The sequence below is a fragment of the Pseudoalteromonas sp. UCD-33C genome (genome assembly GCF_001306895.1).
In the GTDB taxonomy this organism is placed as follows: Bacteria; Pseudomonadota; Gammaproteobacteria; order Enterobacterales; family Alteromonadaceae; genus Pseudoalteromonas.
Genome location: NZ_LJTB01000014.1, coordinates 1 through 20,420 on the forward strand (window position 1 = coordinate 1; position 20,420 = coordinate 20,420).

Annotated in this window: 19 protein-coding genes and 1 rRNA gene; all 20 read right to left on the reverse strand. The window is 41.1% G+C overall.

The window, feature by feature from the left end; genetic code table 11:
* Positions 1-174 (reverse strand): 16S ribosomal RNA (locus tag AOG26_RS17900); the annotation flags it as partial.
* A 585-nt stretch (positions 175-759) separates the two neighbouring features.
* Entirely contained in the window at positions 760-2,598 is a 1,839-nt protein-coding gene (locus tag AOG26_RS17905) for a choice-of-anchor I family protein (RefSeq protein WP_054563738.1), read from the reverse strand.
* A 143-nt stretch (positions 2,599-2,741) separates the two neighbouring features.
* Positions 2,742-4,100 (reverse strand): bifunctional UDP-N-acetylglucosamine diphosphorylase/glucosamine-1-phosphate N-acetyltransferase GlmU, encoded by a 1,359-nt coding sequence (glmU, locus tag AOG26_RS17910; protein ID WP_054563739.1) that lies wholly within the window; start codon positions 4,098-4,100, stop codon positions 2,742-2,744.
* A 269-nt stretch (positions 4,101-4,369) separates the two neighbouring features.
* Entirely contained in the window at positions 4,370-4,792 is a 423-nt protein-coding gene (locus AOG26_RS17915) for a F0F1 ATP synthase subunit epsilon (RefSeq protein ID WP_054554812.1), read from the reverse strand.
* Between the two features lie 13 nt (positions 4,793-4,805).
* Complete coding sequence (atpD, locus tag AOG26_RS17920; RefSeq protein WP_054554811.1) at positions 4,806-6,191, reverse strand: F0F1 ATP synthase subunit beta; 1,386 nt, start codon at positions 6,189-6,191, stop codon at positions 4,806-4,808.
* A gap of 32 nt (positions 6,192-6,223) precedes the next feature.
* A complete protein-coding gene (gene atpG, locus AOG26_RS17925; RefSeq protein ID WP_054563740.1) occupies positions 6,224-7,084 on the reverse strand; it encodes a F0F1 ATP synthase subunit gamma in 861 nt (286 codons plus the stop codon).
* A 59-nt stretch (positions 7,085-7,143) separates the two neighbouring features.
* Positions 7,144-8,685, reverse strand: a complete 1,542-nt coding sequence (atpA, locus tag AOG26_RS17930; protein ID WP_054554809.1) for a F0F1 ATP synthase subunit alpha — start codon at positions 8,683-8,685, stop codon at positions 7,144-7,146.
* A 14-nt stretch (positions 8,686-8,699) separates the two neighbouring features.
* Entirely contained in the window at positions 8,700-9,233 is a 534-nt protein-coding gene (gene atpH / locus AOG26_RS17935; RefSeq protein WP_054554808.1) for a F0F1 ATP synthase subunit delta, read from the reverse strand.
* 16 nt (positions 9,234-9,249) lie between these two features.
* Positions 9,250-9,720 (reverse strand): F0F1 ATP synthase subunit B, encoded by a 471-nt coding sequence (atpF, locus tag AOG26_RS17940; RefSeq protein ID WP_054554807.1) that lies wholly within the window; start codon positions 9,718-9,720, stop codon positions 9,250-9,252.
* 42 nt (positions 9,721-9,762) lie between these two features.
* Positions 9,763-9,996, reverse strand: a complete 234-nt coding sequence (gene atpE / locus AOG26_RS17945; RefSeq protein WP_004335261.1) for a F0F1 ATP synthase subunit C — start codon at positions 9,994-9,996, stop codon at positions 9,763-9,765.
* Positions 9,997-10,052: 56 nt separating this feature from the next.
* On the reverse strand, positions 10,053-10,910 hold the full coding sequence (gene atpB / locus AOG26_RS17950; protein WP_054563741.1) for a F0F1 ATP synthase subunit A: 858 nt from the start codon (positions 10,908-10,910) through the stop codon (positions 10,053-10,055).
* A 15-nt stretch (positions 10,911-10,925) separates the two neighbouring features.
* Positions 10,926-11,306, reverse strand: a complete 381-nt coding sequence (locus tag AOG26_RS17955) for an ATP synthase subunit I (protein ID WP_054554805.1) — start codon at positions 11,304-11,306, stop codon at positions 10,926-10,928.
* A 159-nt stretch (positions 11,307-11,465) separates the two neighbouring features.
* A complete protein-coding gene (locus AOG26_RS17960; RefSeq protein WP_054554804.1) occupies positions 11,466-12,377 on the reverse strand; it encodes a ParB/RepB/Spo0J family partition protein in 912 nt (303 codons plus the stop codon).
* A gap of 20 nt (positions 12,378-12,397) precedes the next feature.
* The gene (locus AOG26_RS17965) at positions 12,398-13,183 is read right to left on the reverse strand and encodes a ParA family protein (RefSeq protein ID WP_054554803.1); all 786 of its coding nucleotides are present in this window, start codon (positions 13,181-13,183) and stop codon (positions 12,398-12,400) included.
* A gap of 13 nt (positions 13,184-13,196) precedes the next feature.
* The gene (gene rsmG / locus AOG26_RS17970; RefSeq protein ID WP_054554802.1) at positions 13,197-13,817 is read right to left on the reverse strand and encodes a 16S rRNA (guanine(527)-N(7))-methyltransferase RsmG; all 621 of its coding nucleotides are present in this window, start codon (positions 13,815-13,817) and stop codon (positions 13,197-13,199) included.
* A 15-nt stretch (positions 13,818-13,832) separates the two neighbouring features.
* On the reverse strand, positions 13,833-15,722 hold the full coding sequence (gene mnmG, locus AOG26_RS17975) for a tRNA uridine-5-carboxymethylaminomethyl(34) synthesis enzyme MnmG (RefSeq protein ID WP_054554801.1): 1,890 nt from the start codon (positions 15,720-15,722) through the stop codon (positions 13,833-13,835).
* A 429-nt stretch (positions 15,723-16,151) separates the two neighbouring features.
* Positions 16,152-16,601, reverse strand: a complete 450-nt coding sequence (gene mioC, locus AOG26_RS17980; RefSeq protein ID WP_054563742.1) for an FMN-binding protein MioC — start codon at positions 16,599-16,601, stop codon at positions 16,152-16,154.
* A 586-nt stretch (positions 16,602-17,187) separates the two neighbouring features.
* Positions 17,188-17,928 carry an isocitrate lyase/PEP mutase family protein gene (locus AOG26_RS17985; protein WP_054563743.1) on the reverse strand — a complete coding sequence of 247 codons (741 nt, stop codon included), beginning with the start codon at positions 17,926-17,928 and terminating at the stop codon, positions 17,188-17,190.
* Between the two features lie 287 nt (positions 17,929-18,215).
* Positions 18,216-18,548 (reverse strand): excisionase family DNA-binding protein, encoded by a 333-nt coding sequence (locus AOG26_RS17990; RefSeq protein ID WP_016900014.1) that lies wholly within the window; start codon positions 18,546-18,548, stop codon positions 18,216-18,218.
* Between the two features lie 64 nt (positions 18,549-18,612).
* On the reverse strand, positions 18,613-20,304 hold the full coding sequence (locus AOG26_RS17995) for a DUF927 domain-containing protein (RefSeq protein WP_054563744.1): 1,692 nt from the start codon (positions 20,302-20,304) through the stop codon (positions 18,613-18,615).
* Positions 20,305-20,420: the final 116 nt, after the last annotated feature.

Here is a 20,420-nt window from a genome sequence, read left to right on the forward strand (position 1 = left end):
TATTAGCAGTCGTTTCCAACTGTTGTCCCCCACCATAAGGCATATTCCCAAGCATTACTCACCCGTCCGCCGCTCGTCAGCAGAGTAGCAAGCTACTCTCTGTTACCGCTCGACTTGCATGTGTTAGGCCTGCCGCCAGCGTTCAATCTGAGCCATGATCAAACTCTTCAATTAAAAGTTTTTTGAAACCGAAGTTTCGTGCTCAATGAATTCTGAATTTTGATTCTTTCGAATCGAATTGACTGTGCCGAAACAAGTAAACTTGTTTCCGTTGGTCACTCAGTTCAATTGAGACTCTAAATTTGTTTGCGTTACTTAGTAAACTAAGTTTCGCTGTTAGAACTCAATCTGTACGAGTGCCCACACAGATGATTGCTTTATATTGTTAAAGAACGTTGCGACGTTGTCGCTAGGGATGCGTATAATACATCCTTAATTTTTCGAGTCAACACTTAATTTCAAACTTTCTTTTTAGACCGTTTTAAACCGAAGTTTTACTTAACTCTGTGTCACTTTGTTCAGCGCTTTTCATTGCTGCCCGCCGTGTCAGTGGATGCGCATTATAGGGATGCGAGGAATTAACGCAAGCACTTTTTGAAGGTTTTTTTGAATATTTTCAAATTAGTACAATAACCATACAAATAAAGGGCTACAGAGGGGTTTTAGCTCAAAAAGCAGTCATTTTTGTGAGGATAAAATGGTATAGAAAAGCGACATACTTTAAATTAGCTATGTCGCTTTTTATTTTTATAAGGCGGATTAGTTAGTAGAAATTTCCCAAACAGCGATTGAACCCGAAATTTCATTACCAACAACTAGCAATGCTTCATTTGTTGCACTTTGTTCTGCAGGTATAAATGCCATACCTTCAGGAGCAAGATCACCTGTTATATCTGCATCAGCTTCTAGGCCACGATTAAAAAAGTAATCTTGGAATGTCACATTGTATGGATTAGTAATATCAAACACCATAATGCCACCCATACGCTCTAAACCAATAAATGCAAATGTACGTTCGCCAATCGTACCCAGTGCTAAAGCTTCTGGTTCTGCACCTTTGTCATCAGAGCGACTATCACCGTCATTTTCATCTTCGTTATTATTGAATGCAGCTCCGTGAACTGATGCAGTAATGCGTGAGATTTGATCGCCAGAGTCAAAAACCACCATGCCGTTACTATCCCAAATAGTAAAAGAGCGGGCACCATATGCATAGAGTGATTCATATTCGCCATTATTATCTTCATCACCTTTAACAGTGGTCACTTTTAAACGGCCAATATCACTGTTGTCATTGTTCAGGTAATCAAAATTTCTTGCCAGTGTTAAGTCTTTAGCTCTGGTTTCATCTATATATGATAAGCAACCATCATCTTCATCGTAATCTAGACCACCTTTTGCTAAACAATCAGCTTCGTCGGTTGTATCAAAGAAGTATTCTCGAGCATCACCTTCGTTCGCTGTGACAATAAAGTTAGCACCTTTCCAAGTAAAGCTTGAAATAGTATCTGGTTGATACATGCCATAGAGACCAGGGTACGATTTAAAGTTAACGCCACCGTCTTTATCTGATGCATCAAAAAGTAAATTAGACCAATCCTTAAAACCTAAGCCTTTTAGCTCGATGCTATTATCTTCAAGGTTGACGATAGCAAGGGCGTTATTTTCTTGTAGTGACACGTAAGCAAACTTATTGTCTTTTGAAATGCTGATGTATTCAGGTTCTAAATCCATTGCTACGGTTGTATTAATCAAGTTACCGTTGATTGTTCGACCTCTCGGGTTAGCAAATACAATCCCAAGTTCTTCAAGCTCTGCTTGTTTGTCGTTATAAGCTGAAAAAGTAATGCTAATAGCAGTATCTGCAATTACACCATTATTGATATTAATAATGCTGATAGAGCCTTCAGGGTCAATACTGTAATCACCATTAGGTTCGCCTTCATTTGCAACCAATACTTTATTGCCATCATGGCTAAAAGTAACCATGTCGGGCAGGGCGCCAACAGTGACATTTTTAATAAACTGAGGCTCGTCGCCACTGATATCATAAAATGCGATTAAACCAGCATCACCGGTATTACTAGCTGCCATTGCGACGGCTAAAAGTTCATTATTAGCATCAATAGCGATACTGTTTGCATCGCCCACACTGTGCTCATTAAGTGCAAGGGTAATCTCTGAGCTTAAATTAGTGCCGTTTATAACCCCTTCGTTATTTTTAACTAAAGCTGCACGGTCAAAGCTATCGGCTTTCATGATATTAACGACCGCAGAATCACCGGAACTATTGATAGCAAATATTCGTTGTTTAGATGCTTGGTAAGCAACAATTTCCGCAGCACCTTCAGGGCTTTCTGCGTTCAGCACTGCACGGCCGATAAGATTTATAGTTAAAGCAGCGTTTGCATCTGTACCATTTGCTCCGTCAGTTCCGTTTGTACCATCGGTGCCATTTACCCCATCAGTTCCATTAGTACCATTTTGACCTGCAGGACCTTGTTCACCTTGTAGGCCGTCTTTGCCGTCGTCACCGTCTAATGAGCAGCCAGAAAGAATGGTTAAAAGTGATAGCGCAATAATTGATCTTTTTAACATTATTATTTTTCCTTGGAGTTGTATTGAGGTAATTACAACACCCAGGTATTACAACTATATGGCACTTTTATGAGAACAAAATTTAGTCATAAAAAAAGCGAGGATAAACTCGCTTTTTATTTATAAATTAGTAGGGTAGCTCATTACTTTTTAGTTGGGCGCTTCCAACCAGTAAGGTTACGTTGTTTACCACGAGCGACTGCAAGCTGATCGTCTTCAACTGTATTAGTGATAACAGAGCCAGCGCCAATCGTTGCCATTGAGCCAATATTAACAGGGGCCACCAGTGATGAGTTAGAACCGATAAAGGCGTTATCTCCAATAATAGTTTTTGATTTGTTTACGCCATCATAGTTACAAGTAATAGTACCTGCGCCAATATTAACTTTTTCGCCAACTTCAGTGTCGCCTAAGTAGGTTAGGTGATTTGCTTTTGAGCCTTTACCTAAGCGAGTCTTTTTCATCTCAACGAAGTTACCAATGTGTGAGTCTTCTTCCATAATCGCACCAGGGCGAAGGCGGGCATAAGGACCTAAAGTACATTTCGCTGCAACACTGGCTTCTTCAACCAGTGAGTTAGCTTTAATAACAACGTTATCGCCGATAGTACAATCTTTAAGTACGCAATTTGGGCCAATCTGTACGTTATTACCCAGAGTTACTTTACCTTCGAAAATAACATTAACGTCGATCAGTACGTCTTCGCCGGTCGTTACTTCACCACGTATATCAATACGAGCAGGATCAGCAAGTGTTGCGCCGTTTAGCATTAGCTCTTCTGCTTGCCACGCTTGGTATGCACGTTCAAGCGCTGAAAGTTGTACGCGATTATTAGCACCTTCAACTTCCATCGGATGCTCAGGCTGTGCAGAAGTAATTTCAACACCTTCACTGTGTGCCATCGCAACAATGTCTGTTAAGTAATATTCACCTTGAGCGTTATTGTTAGATAGGTTACCTAACCAACGTTTAAGTAGCGCACCATTAGCAGCCATAATACCGGTATTGATTTCTTTAATCGCAAGTTGCTCAGGTGAAGCATCTTTTTGTTCGATAATACCTACTAGCTTGCCATTTTCACGGATCATTCGGCCATAACCTGATGGGTCATCTAAGGTAACCGTTAATACTGCTAAGCCTTTTTCTGGAGTCGCAGCAAGTAGCTTTTCTAAGGTCGCGCGTTTTGTTAGTGGCACATCACCATAGAGAATTAATACGGTGTCATCATCGGCAATATGTTCTTTAGCAACAGCAACAGCATGACCCGTACCGAGTTGTTCTTCTTGTAATACCCAGTTTACTTGGTTGTGCGATAGGGCTTCTTGAAGCTGCTCACGGCCATGACCGTAAACAAGATTTGTTTCACGAGCGCCAAGGGCAGTGGCATTATCGATAACGTGCTGCACCATAGGTTTACCAGCAACTTTGTGTAATACCTTAGGTAGAGCAGAGCGCATACGGGTGCCTTTACCAGCAGCGAGAATAACGGTAGTCAAAGACATTAAAACAATATCCTTCTTTCTTTGTTTTAGTGGGACGTAATGAATTTAGCTATAAACATGCAAAGTTGCGCAAGTCACATCATGTGCAAATACTCAATCCTAGCTTGAAGGAAAGAACCTTGTATAAAAGCTTAGCTCATTATCAATTAACACATTGTAGCGGGGAAAAGTGCAGGTTATAAGTACAATGTTCAGAATAGGGTATAAAACAGTGAATTTTAGACACAAAAAAGCCCACATTAAGTGGGCTTTTCGAAAACCGAGTAGGCTTACTTTTTACGTAATTGTTGAATTACGCGAAGTTGAGCGATTGCTTCAGCAAGTTGCACTGCAGCTTGTTGATAATCTAACTCAGCAGTTGACGTATTCGCCATTTGCTCTTCAGCATCACGTTTAGCTTTTTCAGCCGCTTGCTCGTCTAGGTCTTCACCACGAACTGCAGTATCTGCAAGAATAGTGATGCGATCCGGTTGAACTTCTAGCGTGCCGCCAGCAATATACATCACGTCTTCGTGACCAAATTGCTTAACTAAACGTACCATACCAGGTTTTAGGGCAGTTAATAATGGAGCGTGACCATAGTTAACACCAAGGTCACCTTCACTACCACTCACTTGAATCGATTCAACCAGACCAGAGAACAAGCTCTCTTCTGCGCTTACTACGTCAAGATGTACAGTCATAGCCGCCATACTACCCTCCTAATTACATGCTTTTGGCTTTTTCTTGAGCTTCTTCAATAGAGCCAACCATGTAGAACGCTTGCTCTGGCATATCATCAAACTCACCGTTTAAGATACCTTTGAAGCCAGCAATTGTGTCTTTAAGTGACACGTATTTACCAGGCGCGCCTGTGAATACCTCAGCAACGAAGAACGGCTGAGATAGGAAACGCTGGATTTTACGTGCACGAGATACAACTTGCTTATCTTCGTCAGAAAGCTCGTCCATACCTAGGATTGCGATGATGTCTTTAAGTTCTTTATAACGTTGAAGAACTGTTTGAACGCCACGCGCTGTATCGTAGTGCTCTTGACCGATTACTAGAGGGTCAAGTTGACGTGAAGATGAATCAAGTGGGTCTACCGCAGGGTAGATACCAAGTGAAGCGATATCACGAGAAAGTACTACTGTTGCATCTAAGTGAGCAAACGTTGTTGCTGGAGATGGGTCAGTTAAGTCATCCGCAGGTACGTATACCGCTTGGATTGAAGTGATTGAACCCGTCTTAGTAGATGCGATACGCTCTTGAAGTACACCCATTTCTTCAGCAAGAGTTGGTTGATAACCTACTGCTGAAGGCATACGACCTAGAAGTGCTGATACCTCTGTACCCGCTAGAGTATAACGGTAGATGTTATCAACGAAGAAAAGTACATCACGACCTTCGTCACGGAACTTCTCAGCCATAGTAAGACCAGTTAACGCTACGCGTAAACGGTTACCCGGTGGCTCATTCATTTGACCGTATACTAGAGATACTTTGTCTAGTACGTTTGAGTCGTTCATCTCATGGTAGAAGTCATTACCCTCACGAGTACGCTCACCAACACCTGCGAATACTGAGTAACCGCTGTGCTCGATTGCGATGTTACGGATAAGTTCCATCATGTTTACGGTTTTACCAACACCGGCACCACCGAATAGACCAACTTTACCACCTTTAGCGAATGGACATACAAGGTCGATTACCTTGATACCAGTCTCTAAAAGTTCTACTGAACTTGATTGTTCTTCATAAGAAGGTGCTGCACGGTGAATAGACATACGCTCTTCTTCACCAATTGGACCAGCTTCATCAATAGGGTTACCTAAAACGTCCATGATACGACCTAGTGTCTTCGTACCTACAGGAACGTGGATTGGCTGACCTGTACCTTCTACTGCAGTACCACGACGTAAACCGTCAGTAGTACCAAGTGCGATACCACGTACCACACCGCCACCTAGCTGTTGTTGAACTTCTAAAGTTAAACCAGCTAAGTCGCCATCTGTTACTTTTAGTGCGTCATATACGGCTGGCACGTTGTCTTGTGGAAATTCGATATCCACAACGGCGCCGATAATTTGGACGACCTTACCTAAACTCATGTCTATTCCTCTCATTAAACTTTGCCGAAGCGTTAAACTGCTGCCGAACCGCCAACAATCTCACTAATTTCTTGTGTGATTGCAGCTTGACGAGCCTTGTTATAAACAAGCTGTAACTCATCCATAAGGTCGCCTGCGTTATCAGTTGCAGCTTTCATTGCAACCATACGGGCAGCCTGTTCAGAGGCAGCGTTCTCAACTACACCTTGGTATACTTGAGACTCAATAAAGCGTACTAACAGAGCTTCTAAAATTGCTTCTGGGTTTGGCTCATATAAGTAATCCCAAGAATGTTGAGATACTTCTTCTTCAGCTTTTGGCAAAGGGAGTAACTGATCGATTGTTGGCTCTTGCTTCATAGTATTAACGAACTTGTTAAATACTACGTATAAGCGGTCAATTTTACCTTCAGAGTATGCATCTAGCATTGTCTTTACAGGACCAATAACGTCTTGTAGTGAAGGTGTATCTCCTAAGTTCGCTTTTTTAGCGACTAACTTACCGCCAAAACGTTGGAAAAAGCCAGCTGCTTTGCTACCTAAAGTAGTAAATTCAGCTTCAACGCCTTTTTCTTTCCACGCTTTAACATCTAGGGCAACTTTTTTGAACTCGTTTGAGTTCAAGCCACCACATAGACCACGGTCAGTAGAGATAACAATATAACCAACTCGTTTTACTTCACGCTCTTCTAAGAAAGGGTGAGTAAAATCAAGATTTGCTTGAGCAACACGACCAATCACTTGGCGTAAGTTTTCAGCGTATGGACGGCTTGACGCCACACGTTCCTGCGCTCTTTTCATTTTAGACGCAGCAACCATTTCCATTGCGCTGGTGATCTTTTGAGTATTCTTGATACTCCCGATCTTGCTTTTAATCTCTTTTCCGCTGGCCATGACTCTCTCTCCGAATCAGGTGGGCTTTAGTTGCCTAAAGCTCACCATTCATAACTAAATTACCAAGTTTGCGTCGACTTGAACTTCTCTAGAAGTTCTTTAAGTTGAGCTTCAATCTCAGCGTTGTAGTTACCAGTTTCATTGATTTGAGCCATTAGCTCTGCGTATGTGCTGTTTGCATAAGAAATTAGGCCAGCTTCGAAATCCATGATTTTCGCGATTTCGATGTCTTTTAGGTAGCCTTTTTCAGCAGCAAATAGCGACAGAGACATTTCAGCAACAGACATTGGTGCGTACTGTTTCTGCTTCATTAGCTCTGTTACGCGCTCACCATGCTCTAATTGAGCACGTGTTGCATCGTCAAGGTCAGACGCGAACTGCGAGAACGCAGCTAATTCACGGTACTGAGCTAACGCTAGACGGATACCACCACCTAGTTTCTTAACGATTTTAGTTTGCGCTGCACCACCAACACGAGATACCGAGATACCAGCGTTAACAGCTGGACGGATACCTGAGTTGAATAAGTCAGTTTCTAGGAAGATCTGACCATCGGTGATAGAGATAACGTTTGTCGGTACGAACGCAGAAACGTCGCCGCCTTGAGTTTCAATGATTGGCAATGCCGTCAATGAACCTGTTTTACCTTTCACTTCACCATTAGTGAACTTCTCAACGTAATCAGCGTTTACACGTGATGCACGCTCTAGAAGACGTGAGTGAAGGTAGAATACGTCACCTGGGTATGCTTCACGGCCTGGTGGACGCTTAAGTAGTAATGAGATTTGACGGTAAGCAACAGCTTGCTTAGATAAATCATCATATACGATTAGCGCGTCTTCACCACGGTCACGGAAGTATTCACCCATAGTACAACCAGAGAATGGTGCAAGGTACTGAAGTGCCGCAGATTCAGAAGCAGATGCAACAACAACAATTGTGTTTTCTAATGCACCGTGCTCTTCTAATTTACGTACTACGTTAGCGATAGTAGATGCTTTTTGACCAACTGCAACGTACACACACTTAACGCCTGTACCTTTTTGGTTGATGATAGCATCGATTGCTAATGCAGTTTTACCAGTTTGGCGGTCACCGATCACAAGCTCACGTTGACCACGACCTACTGGGATCATCGCATCGATAGATTTATAACCAGTTTGTACTGGCTCATCTACTGATTGGCGTTCGATAACGCCTGGTGCGATTTTCTCAACAGGTTCAAAACCGTCGTTATCTAAAGCGCCTTTACCGTCGATAGGTGCACCTAGTGTGTTAACAACACGACCAAGTAGACCACGACCAACAGGAACCTCTAGGATACGACCAGTTGATTTAACTTTTACGCCTTCTTTAAGGTCAGCGTAAGGACCCATTACTACAGCACCTACTGAGTCACGCTCAAGGTTTAGTGCGATAGCATAACGGTTGCCAGGAAGCTCGATCATCTCACCTTGCATACAGTCAGCAAGACCGTGGATGCGGATGATACCGTCAGTAACAGATACGATAGTACCTTCGTTACGAGCTTCACTTACAACTTCGAACTGCTCAATACGTTGTTTGATCAGATCTGAAATTTCAGTGGAATTAAGTTGCATGCTCTTTTTCCCAATTACGATTGTAGTGATGTAGCTAAGCGGGCTAATTTGCCACGTACTGAGCCGTCGATTACAGTGTCACCCGCCTTAATGATAAGACCGCCAACAACTGTAGTATCTTCACTACAATTCAGCTTAACTTTGCGTGCGAAACGTTTTTCAAGTGCCGCTACCAATGTTGCTTGCTGCTCAGCAGCAAGCGGTGTTGCAGAAATCACGTCAACGTCGATTTCTTTGTCGTAGTCCGCTTTAAATTCAGCGAATAACTCAGCAACAGCAGGCAGTGCAACTAAACGTCCATTTTCAGCCATCACCTTGATTAGGTTCTGACCTTGTTCGTTGAGCTGCTCTGCACAGATCTTGATAAACAGATCTGCTTGTTCAGTAGCAGTAGGCAATCCAGCTAGCGCGGCAGCGGCTTGCTCGTTGCTGGCAACGTGGCCAGCAAAGAACAGCATGTCGTTCCAACTTTCAACAGTGCCTTTTTCAACGGCAAGTTCAAAAGCCGCTTTAGCGTATGGGCGAGCGATAGTAGCCAATTCAGACATGCTCATACCCTCCTAATTACAGCTCAGCGACAAGTTTTTCAACGATGTCACTGTGTGCGGCTTGATTGATTTCGCGCTCTAAAATCTTCTCAGCACCAACCACTGCCAGCGTCGCTACTTGTTTACGTAGTTCTTCTGTTACACGGTTACGCTCTGCTTCGATTTCAGAGTGCCCTTGAGCAATAATTTTTTCACGCTCTTGTTGACCACGAACAGTTTCTTCGTCAACGATTAGCGTGGCACGCTTTTTAGCTTGTTCAATGATATCAGCCGCTTGAGCTTTTGCCTCTTTAAGCTGCTCAGCAGCTTTCTTTTGCGCAAGTTCTAAGTCTTTTTCGGCTCTATCAGAGGCAGCTAAACCATCTTCGATTTTCTTCTGGCGAGCTTCAATTGCACCATTTAGTGGTGGCCATACGTATTTCATACAGAAAAGTACGAAAACCGTAAATGCAATTAATTCACCGATAAGAGTGGCTGTTAAGTTCACGACCGCTCCTCCTTAAAATAGTAAGCTGTTCAAAAAATAATATTAAAGTACGAACAACAATACCATTGCGATACCAACACCGATCATAGCTACGGCATCGATTAGACCAGCAAGGATGAACATCTTAACTTGTAATGAAGGTGCAAGTTCAGGTTGACGAGCACAAGCTTCTAGGAATTTACCACCCATGTTACCAAAGCCGATTGCAGTACCGATTGCACCGAAGCCGATAAGTAGAGCAACAGCGATATACTTAAGACCTAATACTAGTTCCATTTTTTTCTCCAAAGTTTCAATTGTAAATTAAAATTAAATTTTAAAAGTGTAAAAAATTAGTGATTATCTGAGCTTGCCATGCTTAGGTAAACGATTGTAAGCATCATGAATACGAATGCTTGCAGTACGATTACTAAGATGTGGAATACAGCCCAAATAAAGTGCAACGGTAGTTGCATTAAACCAACTGCGCCGATCAAGATGAAAATCAACTCACCAGCATATAAGTTACCGAATAAACGCAGTGCTAACGAGAACGGCTTAGCAACTAAAGCGATTGTTTCTAGTAATAAGTTACATGGGATTAAGAACACCATCGCTAGCTTGTTATTAGAGCTGAACGGGTGAAGCGTTAATTCAGCTAAGAATCCGCCAATCCCTTTGATTTTGATTGCGTAACCGATCATCAGAATGAATACACCAATAGCAAGTGCAGCAGTCATGTTGATGTCTGTTGTAGGTACAATCTTCATGTAAACGTCGTGAGAATCCATACCAAATGCTTGCTCGCCAACGAAGCCAGCTAATGCAGGTAGGAAATCAACCGGAATCAAGTCCATTAAGTTCATTAAGAACACCCAAACGAAAATCGTTAGAGCTAATGGAGCGATTAATGCACTTTTACCGTGGTATGTGTCACGTACGTTGTCGCCAACGAACTCAACGATCATTTCAATGAAACACTGAAATTTACCAGGTACACCGGTATTTGCTTTCTTAGCGGCACTACGGAAGATCCATAAAAATACAAGACCTAGACCGATTGACCATGCGAGGGTATCTATATTCCATGTCCAGAAACCACTGTCTGCACACGCTTTGTTGAAGGCAAGACCAGCGTCGGTCGAGCACATCTTAGCGTTAGTTAAGTGGTGCTGAATATGGCTTGATAGAGTTACTTCTTCTGCAGCCATGTTATATCCCAAAAGTTAATGATTAAAAAAAACGGGCGCAAACAATCCGCTAAATAACACCAATACATAAACACAGAAAAACGGTAATAAAACGACCGTGTAAGACTTCAGTATCAGTGCAAACAAAACGATTGTTAGCATAAATTTTAATCCGTTGCCGCGCTTTAGCGAGGCATACACTTGATTTACTCGACTTGCACCCATATAACGGAATGCATAGACAGCAAATACAAAATTAGGGAGTAGTGCAACAGCTCCGCCAGCAAGCGCTGACTGGCCGGCATTGACTCCCCAACCTATAAAAACAATTACTGCAGCGATTAATGCTACGATACCCTGAAGACAAATTAATTTAAATGCGGCAAGCCTATACGGCCTTGCTAACCTATTAGTCACGTTTTGTTAACCTTTAGAACGTTAAATTGTCAGGGTATGAAAACTGGCGAAATTATACTGATTCCTACCAGTTTTGCAACTTGAGTCGACCCTTTGTAGTGCAAAAACACCACAAATGTCTCTTTTTGGACATGTTATTAATTAATGACGGGAATAGTCTTAATTTATACGGCTTAAAATGCCATCCAACTCATCAAGAGTTGTATAAGAGATAACCAGTTTTCCTTTGCCTTTTTTATTGTAGTTTATTTCTACTTTGGCGCCTAAATTTTCAGCAAGTTTTTGTTCTAACTGTTTGACATCCGGATCTTTTTCTTGCACTTCTTTTTTCGGAGCTGGTTCTAAGATAGAGCGAACTAATTTCTCAGTTTCACGAACAGTCAACGCTTTAGCAACCGCTAATCTAGCAGCATCTGACTGCGCTTCGCCTTCAAGTGCCAATAAACAGCGTGCATGACCCATTTCGATGTCGCCATGTTCTAACAAGATTTTAACATCTTCGTTAAGGTTATTTAGACGTAGTAAATTAGTCACAGTCGTACGCGATTTACCAACAGCTTCGGCGACTTGTTGATGAGTGAGTTCAAATTCGTTAAGTAAACGATTCAATGCAATCGCTTCTTCCATCGCGTTTAGGTCTTCACGTTGGATATTTTCAATCAATGCGATTGCAACGGCTGCTTCATCTGGCACATCTTTGATGATACATGGAACAGCATCTAATTTTGCAAGTTGAGCAGCACGCCAACGACGTTCACCAGCAATAATTTCATATTTGTCTGCACCAATTTGGCGCACAACAATTGGCTGAATGATGCCTTGGGCACGAATTGAGCTGGCTAACTCTTCTAGCGCTTCTTCAGACATGTCTTTACGCGGTTGATATTTACCCGATTGTAAAAACTCAATCGCTAATTTTTGCAGCTCACCTTTGCTTTGCTCTGCAACAACTTCAGAGACTTGCTCTGGTGTTGCTGTCGCTTGTTGCTGATTATTTGCACTTGGGGCAGGTTTTGATGAACTTAATAAAGCGTCGAGTCCTCGGCCTAAACCGCGTTTTTTAGCAGACATGTTATTTTTTTACCTCGAAGTTAGGCTACTGCTGAAGATGTTTTCTCTTTTCTACGTAACATTTCGCCGGCTAGGGCTAAGTAAGCTTTAGCACCACTTGATGCACGGTCATAATACATGGCAGGGGCACCAAAACTCGGCGCTTCTGCTAAACGGACATTACGTGGGATAACGGTACGATATACTTTATCGCCAAAATGTTGTTTGAGTTGTTCTGATACATCATTTGCAAGGCGATTGCGCGGATCATACATGGTGCGCAAAATCCCTTCAATTGTTAACGCTGGATTTACTAGCTTAGATAGCTGAGTAATGGTATCCATTAATGCCGTTAAACCTTCAAGGGCATAATACTCACATTGCATCGGAACTAAAATCGAATCTGCGGCAGCCATTGCATTAACAGTAAGCATGTTAAGTGAAGGCGGGCAGTCGATAAAAATGAAATCGTATTGATCTTGAATTTGTTCAAGCGCATTACGTAAACGCACTTCACGAGCAAACAATTCCATTAGTTTAACTTCAGCGGCAGTCACATCGCCATTAGCAGCAATTAAGTGATACTCACCTGAGGTTTCTTTATTGATCACTTCATCGATTGGTGTTTCTTCAATCAATAAATCGTAAATAGTCGCAACATCACCGTATTTATCGACACCACTACCCATGGTAGCGTTTCCTTGCGGATCAAGATCGATTAATAACACTTTACGCTTCGTCGCGGCCATCGATGCCGCGAGATTCACAGCGGTGGTTGTTTTACCAACACCACCTTTTTGGTTTGCTAATGCGATGACTTTTGCCACAGTGCTCTGATCCCTAGTCTTTAGATAGAATGATTAGATGTCTTTGCGCATCTAACTCAGGTACTTCCAAGCTGATTTTTTCATCAAACTTAATACCTTTAGGTAATGAGTCTAGTTCTTCGCTCGGAAATACGCCTTTTAAGGCGATAAATTTACCTGAATGATCAATCAAGTGCGCACACCAGTCAACCATATCTTGTAAAGAGGCGAATGCACGACTTAATACACCATCTAATTTAACACTTGGTTGATATTCTTCAACTCTAGACTGCACTGGGGTTACATTTTCAAGACCAAGTGCATGTTTTACCTGCATCAAAAAGCGTACGCGTTTACCTAAACTATCTAACAATACAAATTGTGTATCAGGTAAAGCGATGGCTAATACGATACCCGGTAAACCAGGACCCGTACCCACATCAATGTAATGTTTGCCTTTAAGGTGTGGTGCAACAACTAAGCTATCCATAATATGTTTAACCATCATTTCTTCAGGTAAACGAACAGAGGTTAAGTTATACGCTTTGTTCCACTTGTCTAATAATTCAACATATTGCACAAGTTGTTGTTGCTGTTTTTCTGTTAGCGCAATATCAGTTTGCGCTAACAGCGAAGTTAATTGTTGTTGTAACACTGTATTCCTCACCAACTACGCAGTCTTGCGCAGTAAGCCTTGCTTTTTCAGATAGACTAATAATAGCGAAATAGCAGCAGGGGTGATACCTGAAATACGTGACGCTTGGCCAATTGTATCTGGACGACTATCAGTAAGCTTTGCAATAACCTCATTCGATAAACCAGAAACAGTTGAATAATCAAAGTCTTTTGGTAATACAGTTTGTTCATGACGTAGCTGTTTATTGATCTCATCTTGCTGACGAGCAATATAGCCTGCGTACTTAGTATGGATCTCAACTTGCTCAAGTGCAGCTTGGTTATCAAACTCAGAACCTAAACCATCGATTGCCATTAAGTCGTTATAACGAATTTCAGGACGGCGGATCAGATCTTCAAGGCTCGCTTCACGAGTCAGTGGTGTTTTTAATAACGCGTTTACTTGATCAACAGCAACGTGATCTTTGTGGATCCATGTTTCTTTTAAGCGTTGCGTTTCTTTTTCGATGATTTCCATTTTTTCGTTAAATGCAGCCCAACGAGCATCGTCAACTAAGCCAAGTTCACGGCCTTTTTCAGTTAAACGAATGTCGGCATTATCTTCACGAAGTAATAAACGGTATTCAGCACGGCTAGTAAACATACGGTACGGTTCTTTAGTACCTAATGTTGCTAGGTCGTCAATTAGTACACCTGTGTATGCTTCATCACGACGAGGTGTCCAAGACTCTTTGCCTTGTACTTGTAATGCGGCGTTCATACCCGCTATTAAACCTTGTGCGCCAGCTTCTTCGTAACCGGTTGTACCATTGATTTGGCCAGCGAAGAATAAACCATTAATAAACTTAGTTTCTAATGATTGCTTTAAGTCGCGCGGATCAAAGAAGTCATACTCAATAGCATAACCAGGACGACAAATATGTGCATTTTCAAAACCAGTGATTGATTGCACAATTTCAAGCTGTACATCAAACGGTAAACTCGTTGAAATACCATTTGGATATAATTCGTATGATGTTAAACCTTCAGGCTCAACAAAGATTTGATGTTTGTCTTTATCAGCAAAACGTACGATCTTATCTTCGATTGAAGGGCAGTAACGTGGACCAATACCTTCAATTACACCTGAATACATAGGTGAGCGATGTAAGTTATTGCGGATCACATCATGTGTTTTTTCATTTGTATAAGTGATGTAACACGGGATCTGCTGTGGGTGATCCGATTGTTTACCCATAAATGAGAATACAGGCGTTGGGGTATCACCAGGCTGTTCTTGCATCTTGCTAAAGTCAACAGTACGCGCATCAATACGAGGAGGCGTGCCTGTTTTTAAGCGATCAACACGGAAAGGTAATTCACGTAAACGCTCTGCAAGTGCAATTGAAGGTGGATCGCCAGCACGACCACCTTTGAAGTTCTCTAAACCAATATGGATCTGACCACCTAAGAAAGTACCTACGGTAAGAACCACAGAAGGCGCACTAAAACGAAGACCCATTTGCGTTACAACACCGATTACTCGATCACCTTCAACGATTAGATCGTCACATGATTGTTGGAAGATCTTTAAGTTTTCTTGATGTTGTAAAGTGTGTTGAATAGCTGCTTTATACAAAGCACGGTCAGCTTGAGCACGTGTAGCACGTACAGCAGGGCCTTTAGATGAATTTAAAGTACGAAATTGAATACCGCCTTTATCAATAGCCTGAGCCATTGCACCACCAAGTGCATCGATCTCTTTAACTAAATGGCCTTTACCAATACCGCCAATTGCCGGGTTACAAGACATTTGACCAAGGGTATCCATATTATGAGTTAGCAATAGGGTATTCATGCCCATGCGAGCAGATGCTAATGCAGCTTCAGTACCTGCATGTCCACCACCTACAACAATAACATCAAAACGTTCGTGAAAAATCATTTATGGGATCCTACTTAATCGACCAGCAAAACTTTGTAAAGGGAGCGTATTCTACCTAGAAATTTAGAGAAGATAAATGATTAAACAGTGCTCAAGATCTAAGTGGGTGATCTCTAATAATATAAAGGATCTTTTAAAGAGATCTTTTATTACTCTTACTACTAGTAACAGCTAGATCTGTTGATAATGTTCGCTTTACTATTTAAAACATGATCTTAACGCAGATCTAAAGGTGTTAATATGATCGGATCTTCCCGCGTAAAAGCTTTGATCAAAAGGGCTATTTATACACAGGGCAATATCGATTGGATCTTATCCAAGGGATAAACTAGGTTAAAATCGCAGTTAGATCAGTGTTTATCCACAATCCGATCTAAATTATCAGTAAATTGTGGGTAACTTTTATAACAACGATCAACACCGATCGGTTTAATTGAGCCCCACTGATTCGATCCAGCTTGGTAACCAGGCTAATGCTGTGTCTTCTGGCAATGCTTCATCAAGAATATTTAGCTCTAAGCGTTCTGCCACGCGGTTTGCGCCTTTAATAGCTAATAACTCATCTAGATTACGGCCTGCATAGTTATAGGTGTCGTAACTAGTGTCACCTAATCCGATCACACTGTATTTTAATCCTTTAAGATCAGCCTGTTGGTTAATAGACTCAACAAATGGCAGTAGGTTCTCTGGGTAGTCTCCCGCGCCGTATGTAGAAGTACATAACAACCAAATAGTATCTTGCTGATCAATATCATCAAATACAGGCTGTTCATGAAGCTGCACTTGGATCCCTTGTTGTTCAAGGGCTTCTGCTAGTTGCTCTGCCACGTATTCTGCAGATCCCATTTGGCTGCCAACGATGATATTTACTGATTGCATGTGATTGATCATGTATAGAAATAAGTGGCCACATGATAACTAAGTTAGGGTGTGAGTAAAGCGTTGAATTACGATCTGAATAAGTTTTTCTGCTTAAAATGACAGCTTTAATTCAATGCTTTTTATAATCTACTGTTTTTAATGGTTTTTTATATTTATTCATAAATTAAACCCTTTGATCAAGCTGTTAATAAATTTGGGGAAAGTTCTGATCAAGCTAAATATTGGAAACTGTATAACTTTGCTAAGTTGTTGATCTTTAATTATGTGTAAGCGCTTAAATTTTCAGATCTGATAAAAAGAGTGAGTATGATCGTTTTGTGGATAGATCGCTTGTTGATAACGATCGGTTTGCAATTTGCGATCAATAAAATAGATCGAAAAAAACTTAAATAAGCGCTAATAAAGGCTGTTTTTAAGAAAATTAGTTATCAAAAAGGGCTGTTGTATGAAAATAAATTCAAATTTCCGCGTTTTTATATGATCAAATCAGCCTTTAGATCTAAAAAATCCCCAAATGTGGATAACATTTTTAGCTAAATTCGATCTTAAAAGCTGTTTTGATCTGATTTTTTAGCTCGCTAAGTTAGTTTTCGATCTGAGTTAAACTGGTTTTTATCGTATTACCGACTAGTTCATAGAGCGAATTACCCAATGAAAACCGTTTTGCACCACCAGCGAAAGCGGCTTTTGCTGAGTTAAAATTGCTCATTGCCATAACATTTAATGGCATATCTATTGTGTTAGCTAAGCTGGTTATGTGCTCTATATTAGTTAAGCCGGGCACAAACAGACCGTCTGCACCTGCATTTTGATACGCTTTTGCTCGCTTTAATGTTGCTTGAAAAGGGGAGTCACTAACAAAGTAGGTATCAGTTCTGGCGTTTATAAATAAACCACCGAAGCCATTTTCGTTAAGTACTTTTTTTATCTCACTAATAATAGTGCATTGCTGCTCGGTAGATCTCAGTGCGTTAGTGTCTTTATCAGAGTCCTCTATATTGATGCCTACAACTCCTAATCTTGCTAACGCTAAAACGTTTTCGCTAATTTGCAGCGGATCGTTACTGTAGCCTGACTCTATATCGACAGAGAGTGGAATATGAAGGTGTTCGGTTAAGCTTTTAACCAGCGCTAATTGAGTTTTAAAAGAGATGTTTTCACCATCAGCTAACCCTAAACTGGCAGCAATTCCCCAACTGGTTGTTGCTACTGCTTTAGCTCCCGCAGCTTGGATGAATTGTGCTGAACTAAGATCCCACGCATTAGCAAGTATAAAGCCGCTTTGCTGGTGGTGTAATTGGTGAAAGAGTTGATATTTGTCCATGATGTCCTCCGTTTAATAACATCGCTAGACTAATTGATATGAGGTTAATTACTGGCTGGTTTCGGCCCTGAACCGATAATTGATTACTGGACTAAAAACAAAAAAGAGTCGCAAGACTCTTTTTTATAATATTGATGACCGGAATTTATTTACCGATACAATAAGTGAAAAAGCCAATAAAAACAGCAGGTTTATGTTTTTTAGGTGGGTCTGTGGTGGCCCACTTTCGCATTAGAAAATATCGTGCAAGTAAACTAAAGGAAAGTAAGCCCGATCACCAAGTTTAATCATCGATAGTTTATAGATGCTTTTCTGTTAAGAGCTTTTGCTGAATGTTTGATGAAATCACTCAGATCATCAGCACTTTCAACCTTATTACTAAACAGCCAGTCATCTAGTTCTAATCGATTAAAGATGATTCTTCTGCCATTAGGCTTTGAATGAGGGATGATCCCTGCGTGAGTGAGTTTATAAATATAGCTTTTAGCTAACCCCGTATAGATCACGCATTCATCTACAGTAAGATTAGATACAGTACTTAGATAGCTTTTTATCTGTACTTTTTCTAGTAAAGTCATCTTTTCAACATTGCTTGGTCTGTCATTATTGCTCACGTTCATGGTCTACTCTCTAAAATCTCTTGGGAAAACGGGAATTTTGGGAAAATTAAATTAATTCATAACGTTAAGTTGGGAAATAAACTTGGGAAAGTGCTTCATCTAAAGCTAAATCAGCCACAATTTGTTGTGGTAGCACTTTAAAGTAGCGACCACCAGGCGGCCCACCTGCGATTACTTTCTTGAATGTTCCTCGACCTTCACGACTTTCCAACCAATGATTTTTACACATCAATTTAACCGTATGAGAAATATCATTTTTATAATTAACCTTTAAGCCTTCCATAAATGCATCACGAGTTACGAACCAAGCAAGCTGGCCATCTTTTTCTATCGCGTAGCCGTAGTTATCACCCAAAAACTTACCTTCAGGTAATAATTTTCGTCGCCAAAGTTTTAAGGCAGTTGGTAATTGTTTTATCAACTTGTCATCTTCTGAATCACTAGAAGAGCCACGTATTTCGAGCCAAGCATCAAAGGCTTCCTTTGCGCTTTTTTCAGCAAGGCCTTTAGGCCAAGGCATAAGCCCAGCTGAAGCAGCCAATTCACCACTCACACCATGTAACGCAAATCTTTTTGCTGCTTCAATAACCTGATTGCCATTATTTTCTTTTGTTATTTCCCAATGGGTTAACATCGCTTTGATATTGCGATTTAAAAGAGTAGGGAGATCATCAATAGTGCTTAAGTACTCAACCCATTGTGGCATGACAGTGCCGTGATTTTCGTTAACGGCTTTCCAAATAGATTCAGAAAAGTCATTCATGTTGTTATGACCATAAAGATCGTCATAAGCACCATGTTGCCTTTGGGCTGGTACTTCTAAGAAACGGATTTCTTGACCTGCTTTTACGCCTTTATGTATTGATGAAAGCTTTTCTTCAAGTCCCATTTCACCGGTACTTAAAAAGATAAGTCGCCACTTTTTTCGCTGGCTTTGGGAGCCATCTTTATTACTGCGTGATTTTGACATTCCATTAGCTATTGTATAAATGGACTGATCGACGACCTCAGGGTCTACCTGATGCAGTTCATCTAAGCAAAGCAGTAAGTTATTGTGTTCCACCGCTATTGCTTCTAACCCATTAGCGGTGCTTCTCCATGCATAATAGAAGTCAGTACCTGAGTACAAGCTTGCAGCCATGATTAAGATCGTTGTTTTAGATACTTTGGACTTACCAAACAGGTGAACACCACAACTGGGCCAATTTAACCAATGAATCAGGGGGGCACATAAGCCTGTGCAAACAGTAAATGCAAGTAATGGGTTATTAATACAAAGAGTACCAACCTCTTTCTGCCAACTAGATAAGGTACCTGCGGAACTTAAAAAATCAGCTTCTTTTGTGCCTGAGTAAATAACTTGCTCTGCTCCATTACTTACGCACCAACTGGGTGTAACAAAGCTATTATTAAGCCAGCCTGTTTGAGTCGCGCTTTTATATCGTTTTTCTGGCCTTGCTTGAATCAGGTAAGATGTTATTGGGTCCCATATACCTTTACGACTTGAAAGTGCAAGGCCTGTATCTACAAGCAATTCTTTTAACACCTTACCTTGATCATTAATAATGTGGCGTCGTGGTATCAGCTTGCGTATGCAAATACCGTCTAAGTTTTTCCACTCAACAAGCAAGCCGTAGTCTCGAGTACTATTACCTCCTCTTGAAATGCCAAGCACTTGAATTGGGCCACACAAGAACCTTGGTTCTGAATCGGCTGTTGGGGTGTAAAATAAACCTGTTTCTCTAAGCTCAAACATAATAAAGCTCCTTTACTTTGATTTCTTTTAGTTTCGCTTGGAGTTATTTGAGCAAAACTCAGTAATTTTTGTTGTGAAAAACAGGGGGAACTATTAACACCCTTTTTTATATACAG

Excerpts from the sequence above, each read along its gene's own strand:
- AOG26_RS17905 (WP_054563738.1), bottom strand. The coding sequence starts at position 2,598 with ATGTTAAAAAGATCAATTATTGCGCTATCACTTTTAACCATTCTTTCT.
- glmU (WP_054563739.1), bottom strand. The coding sequence starts at position 4,100 with ATGTCTTTGACTACCGTTATTCTCGCTGCTGGTAAAGGCACCCGTATG.
- AOG26_RS17915 (WP_054554812.1), bottom strand. The coding sequence starts at position 4,792 with ATGGCGGCTATGACTGTACATCTTGACGTAGTAAGCGCAGAAGAGAGC.
- atpD (WP_054554811.1), bottom strand. The coding sequence starts at position 6,191 with ATGAGTTTAGGTAAGGTCGTCCAAATTATCGGCGCCGTTGTGGATATC.
- atpG (WP_054563740.1), bottom strand. The coding sequence starts at position 7,084 with ATGGCCAGCGGAAAAGAGATTAAAAGCAAGATCGGGAGTATCAAGAAT.
- atpA (WP_054554809.1), bottom strand. The coding sequence starts at position 8,685 with ATGCAACTTAATTCCACTGAAATTTCAGATCTGATCAAACAACGTATT.
- atpH (WP_054554808.1), bottom strand. The coding sequence starts at position 9,233 with ATGTCTGAATTGGCTACTATCGCTCGCCCATACGCTAAAGCGGCTTTT.
- atpE (WP_004335261.1), bottom strand. The coding sequence starts at position 9,996 with ATGGAACTAGTATTAGGTCTTAAGTATATCGCTGTTGCTCTACTTATC.
- atpB (WP_054563741.1), bottom strand. The coding sequence starts at position 10,910 with ATGGCTGCAGAAGAAGTAACTCTATCAAGCCATATTCAGCACCACTTA.
- AOG26_RS17960 (WP_054554804.1), bottom strand. The coding sequence starts at position 12,377 with ATGTCTGCTAAAAAACGCGGTTTAGGCCGAGGACTCGACGCTTTATTA.
- mnmG (WP_054554801.1), bottom strand. The coding sequence starts at position 15,722 with ATGATTTTTCACGAACGTTTTGATGTTATTGTTGTAGGTGGTGGACAT.
- mioC (WP_054563742.1), bottom strand. The coding sequence starts at position 16,601 with ATGCAATCAGTAAATATCATCGTTGGCAGCCAAATGGGATCTGCAGAA.
- AOG26_RS17985 (WP_054563743.1), bottom strand. The coding sequence starts at position 17,928 with ATGGACAAATATCAACTCTTTCACCAATTACACCACCAGCAAAGCGGC.
- AOG26_RS17990 (WP_016900014.1), bottom strand. The coding sequence starts at position 18,548 with ATGAACGTGAGCAATAATGACAGACCAAGCAATGTTGAAAAGATGACT.
- AOG26_RS17995 (WP_054563744.1), bottom strand. The coding sequence starts at position 20,304 with ATGTTTGAGCTTAGAGAAACAGGTTTATTTTACACCCCAACAGCCGAT.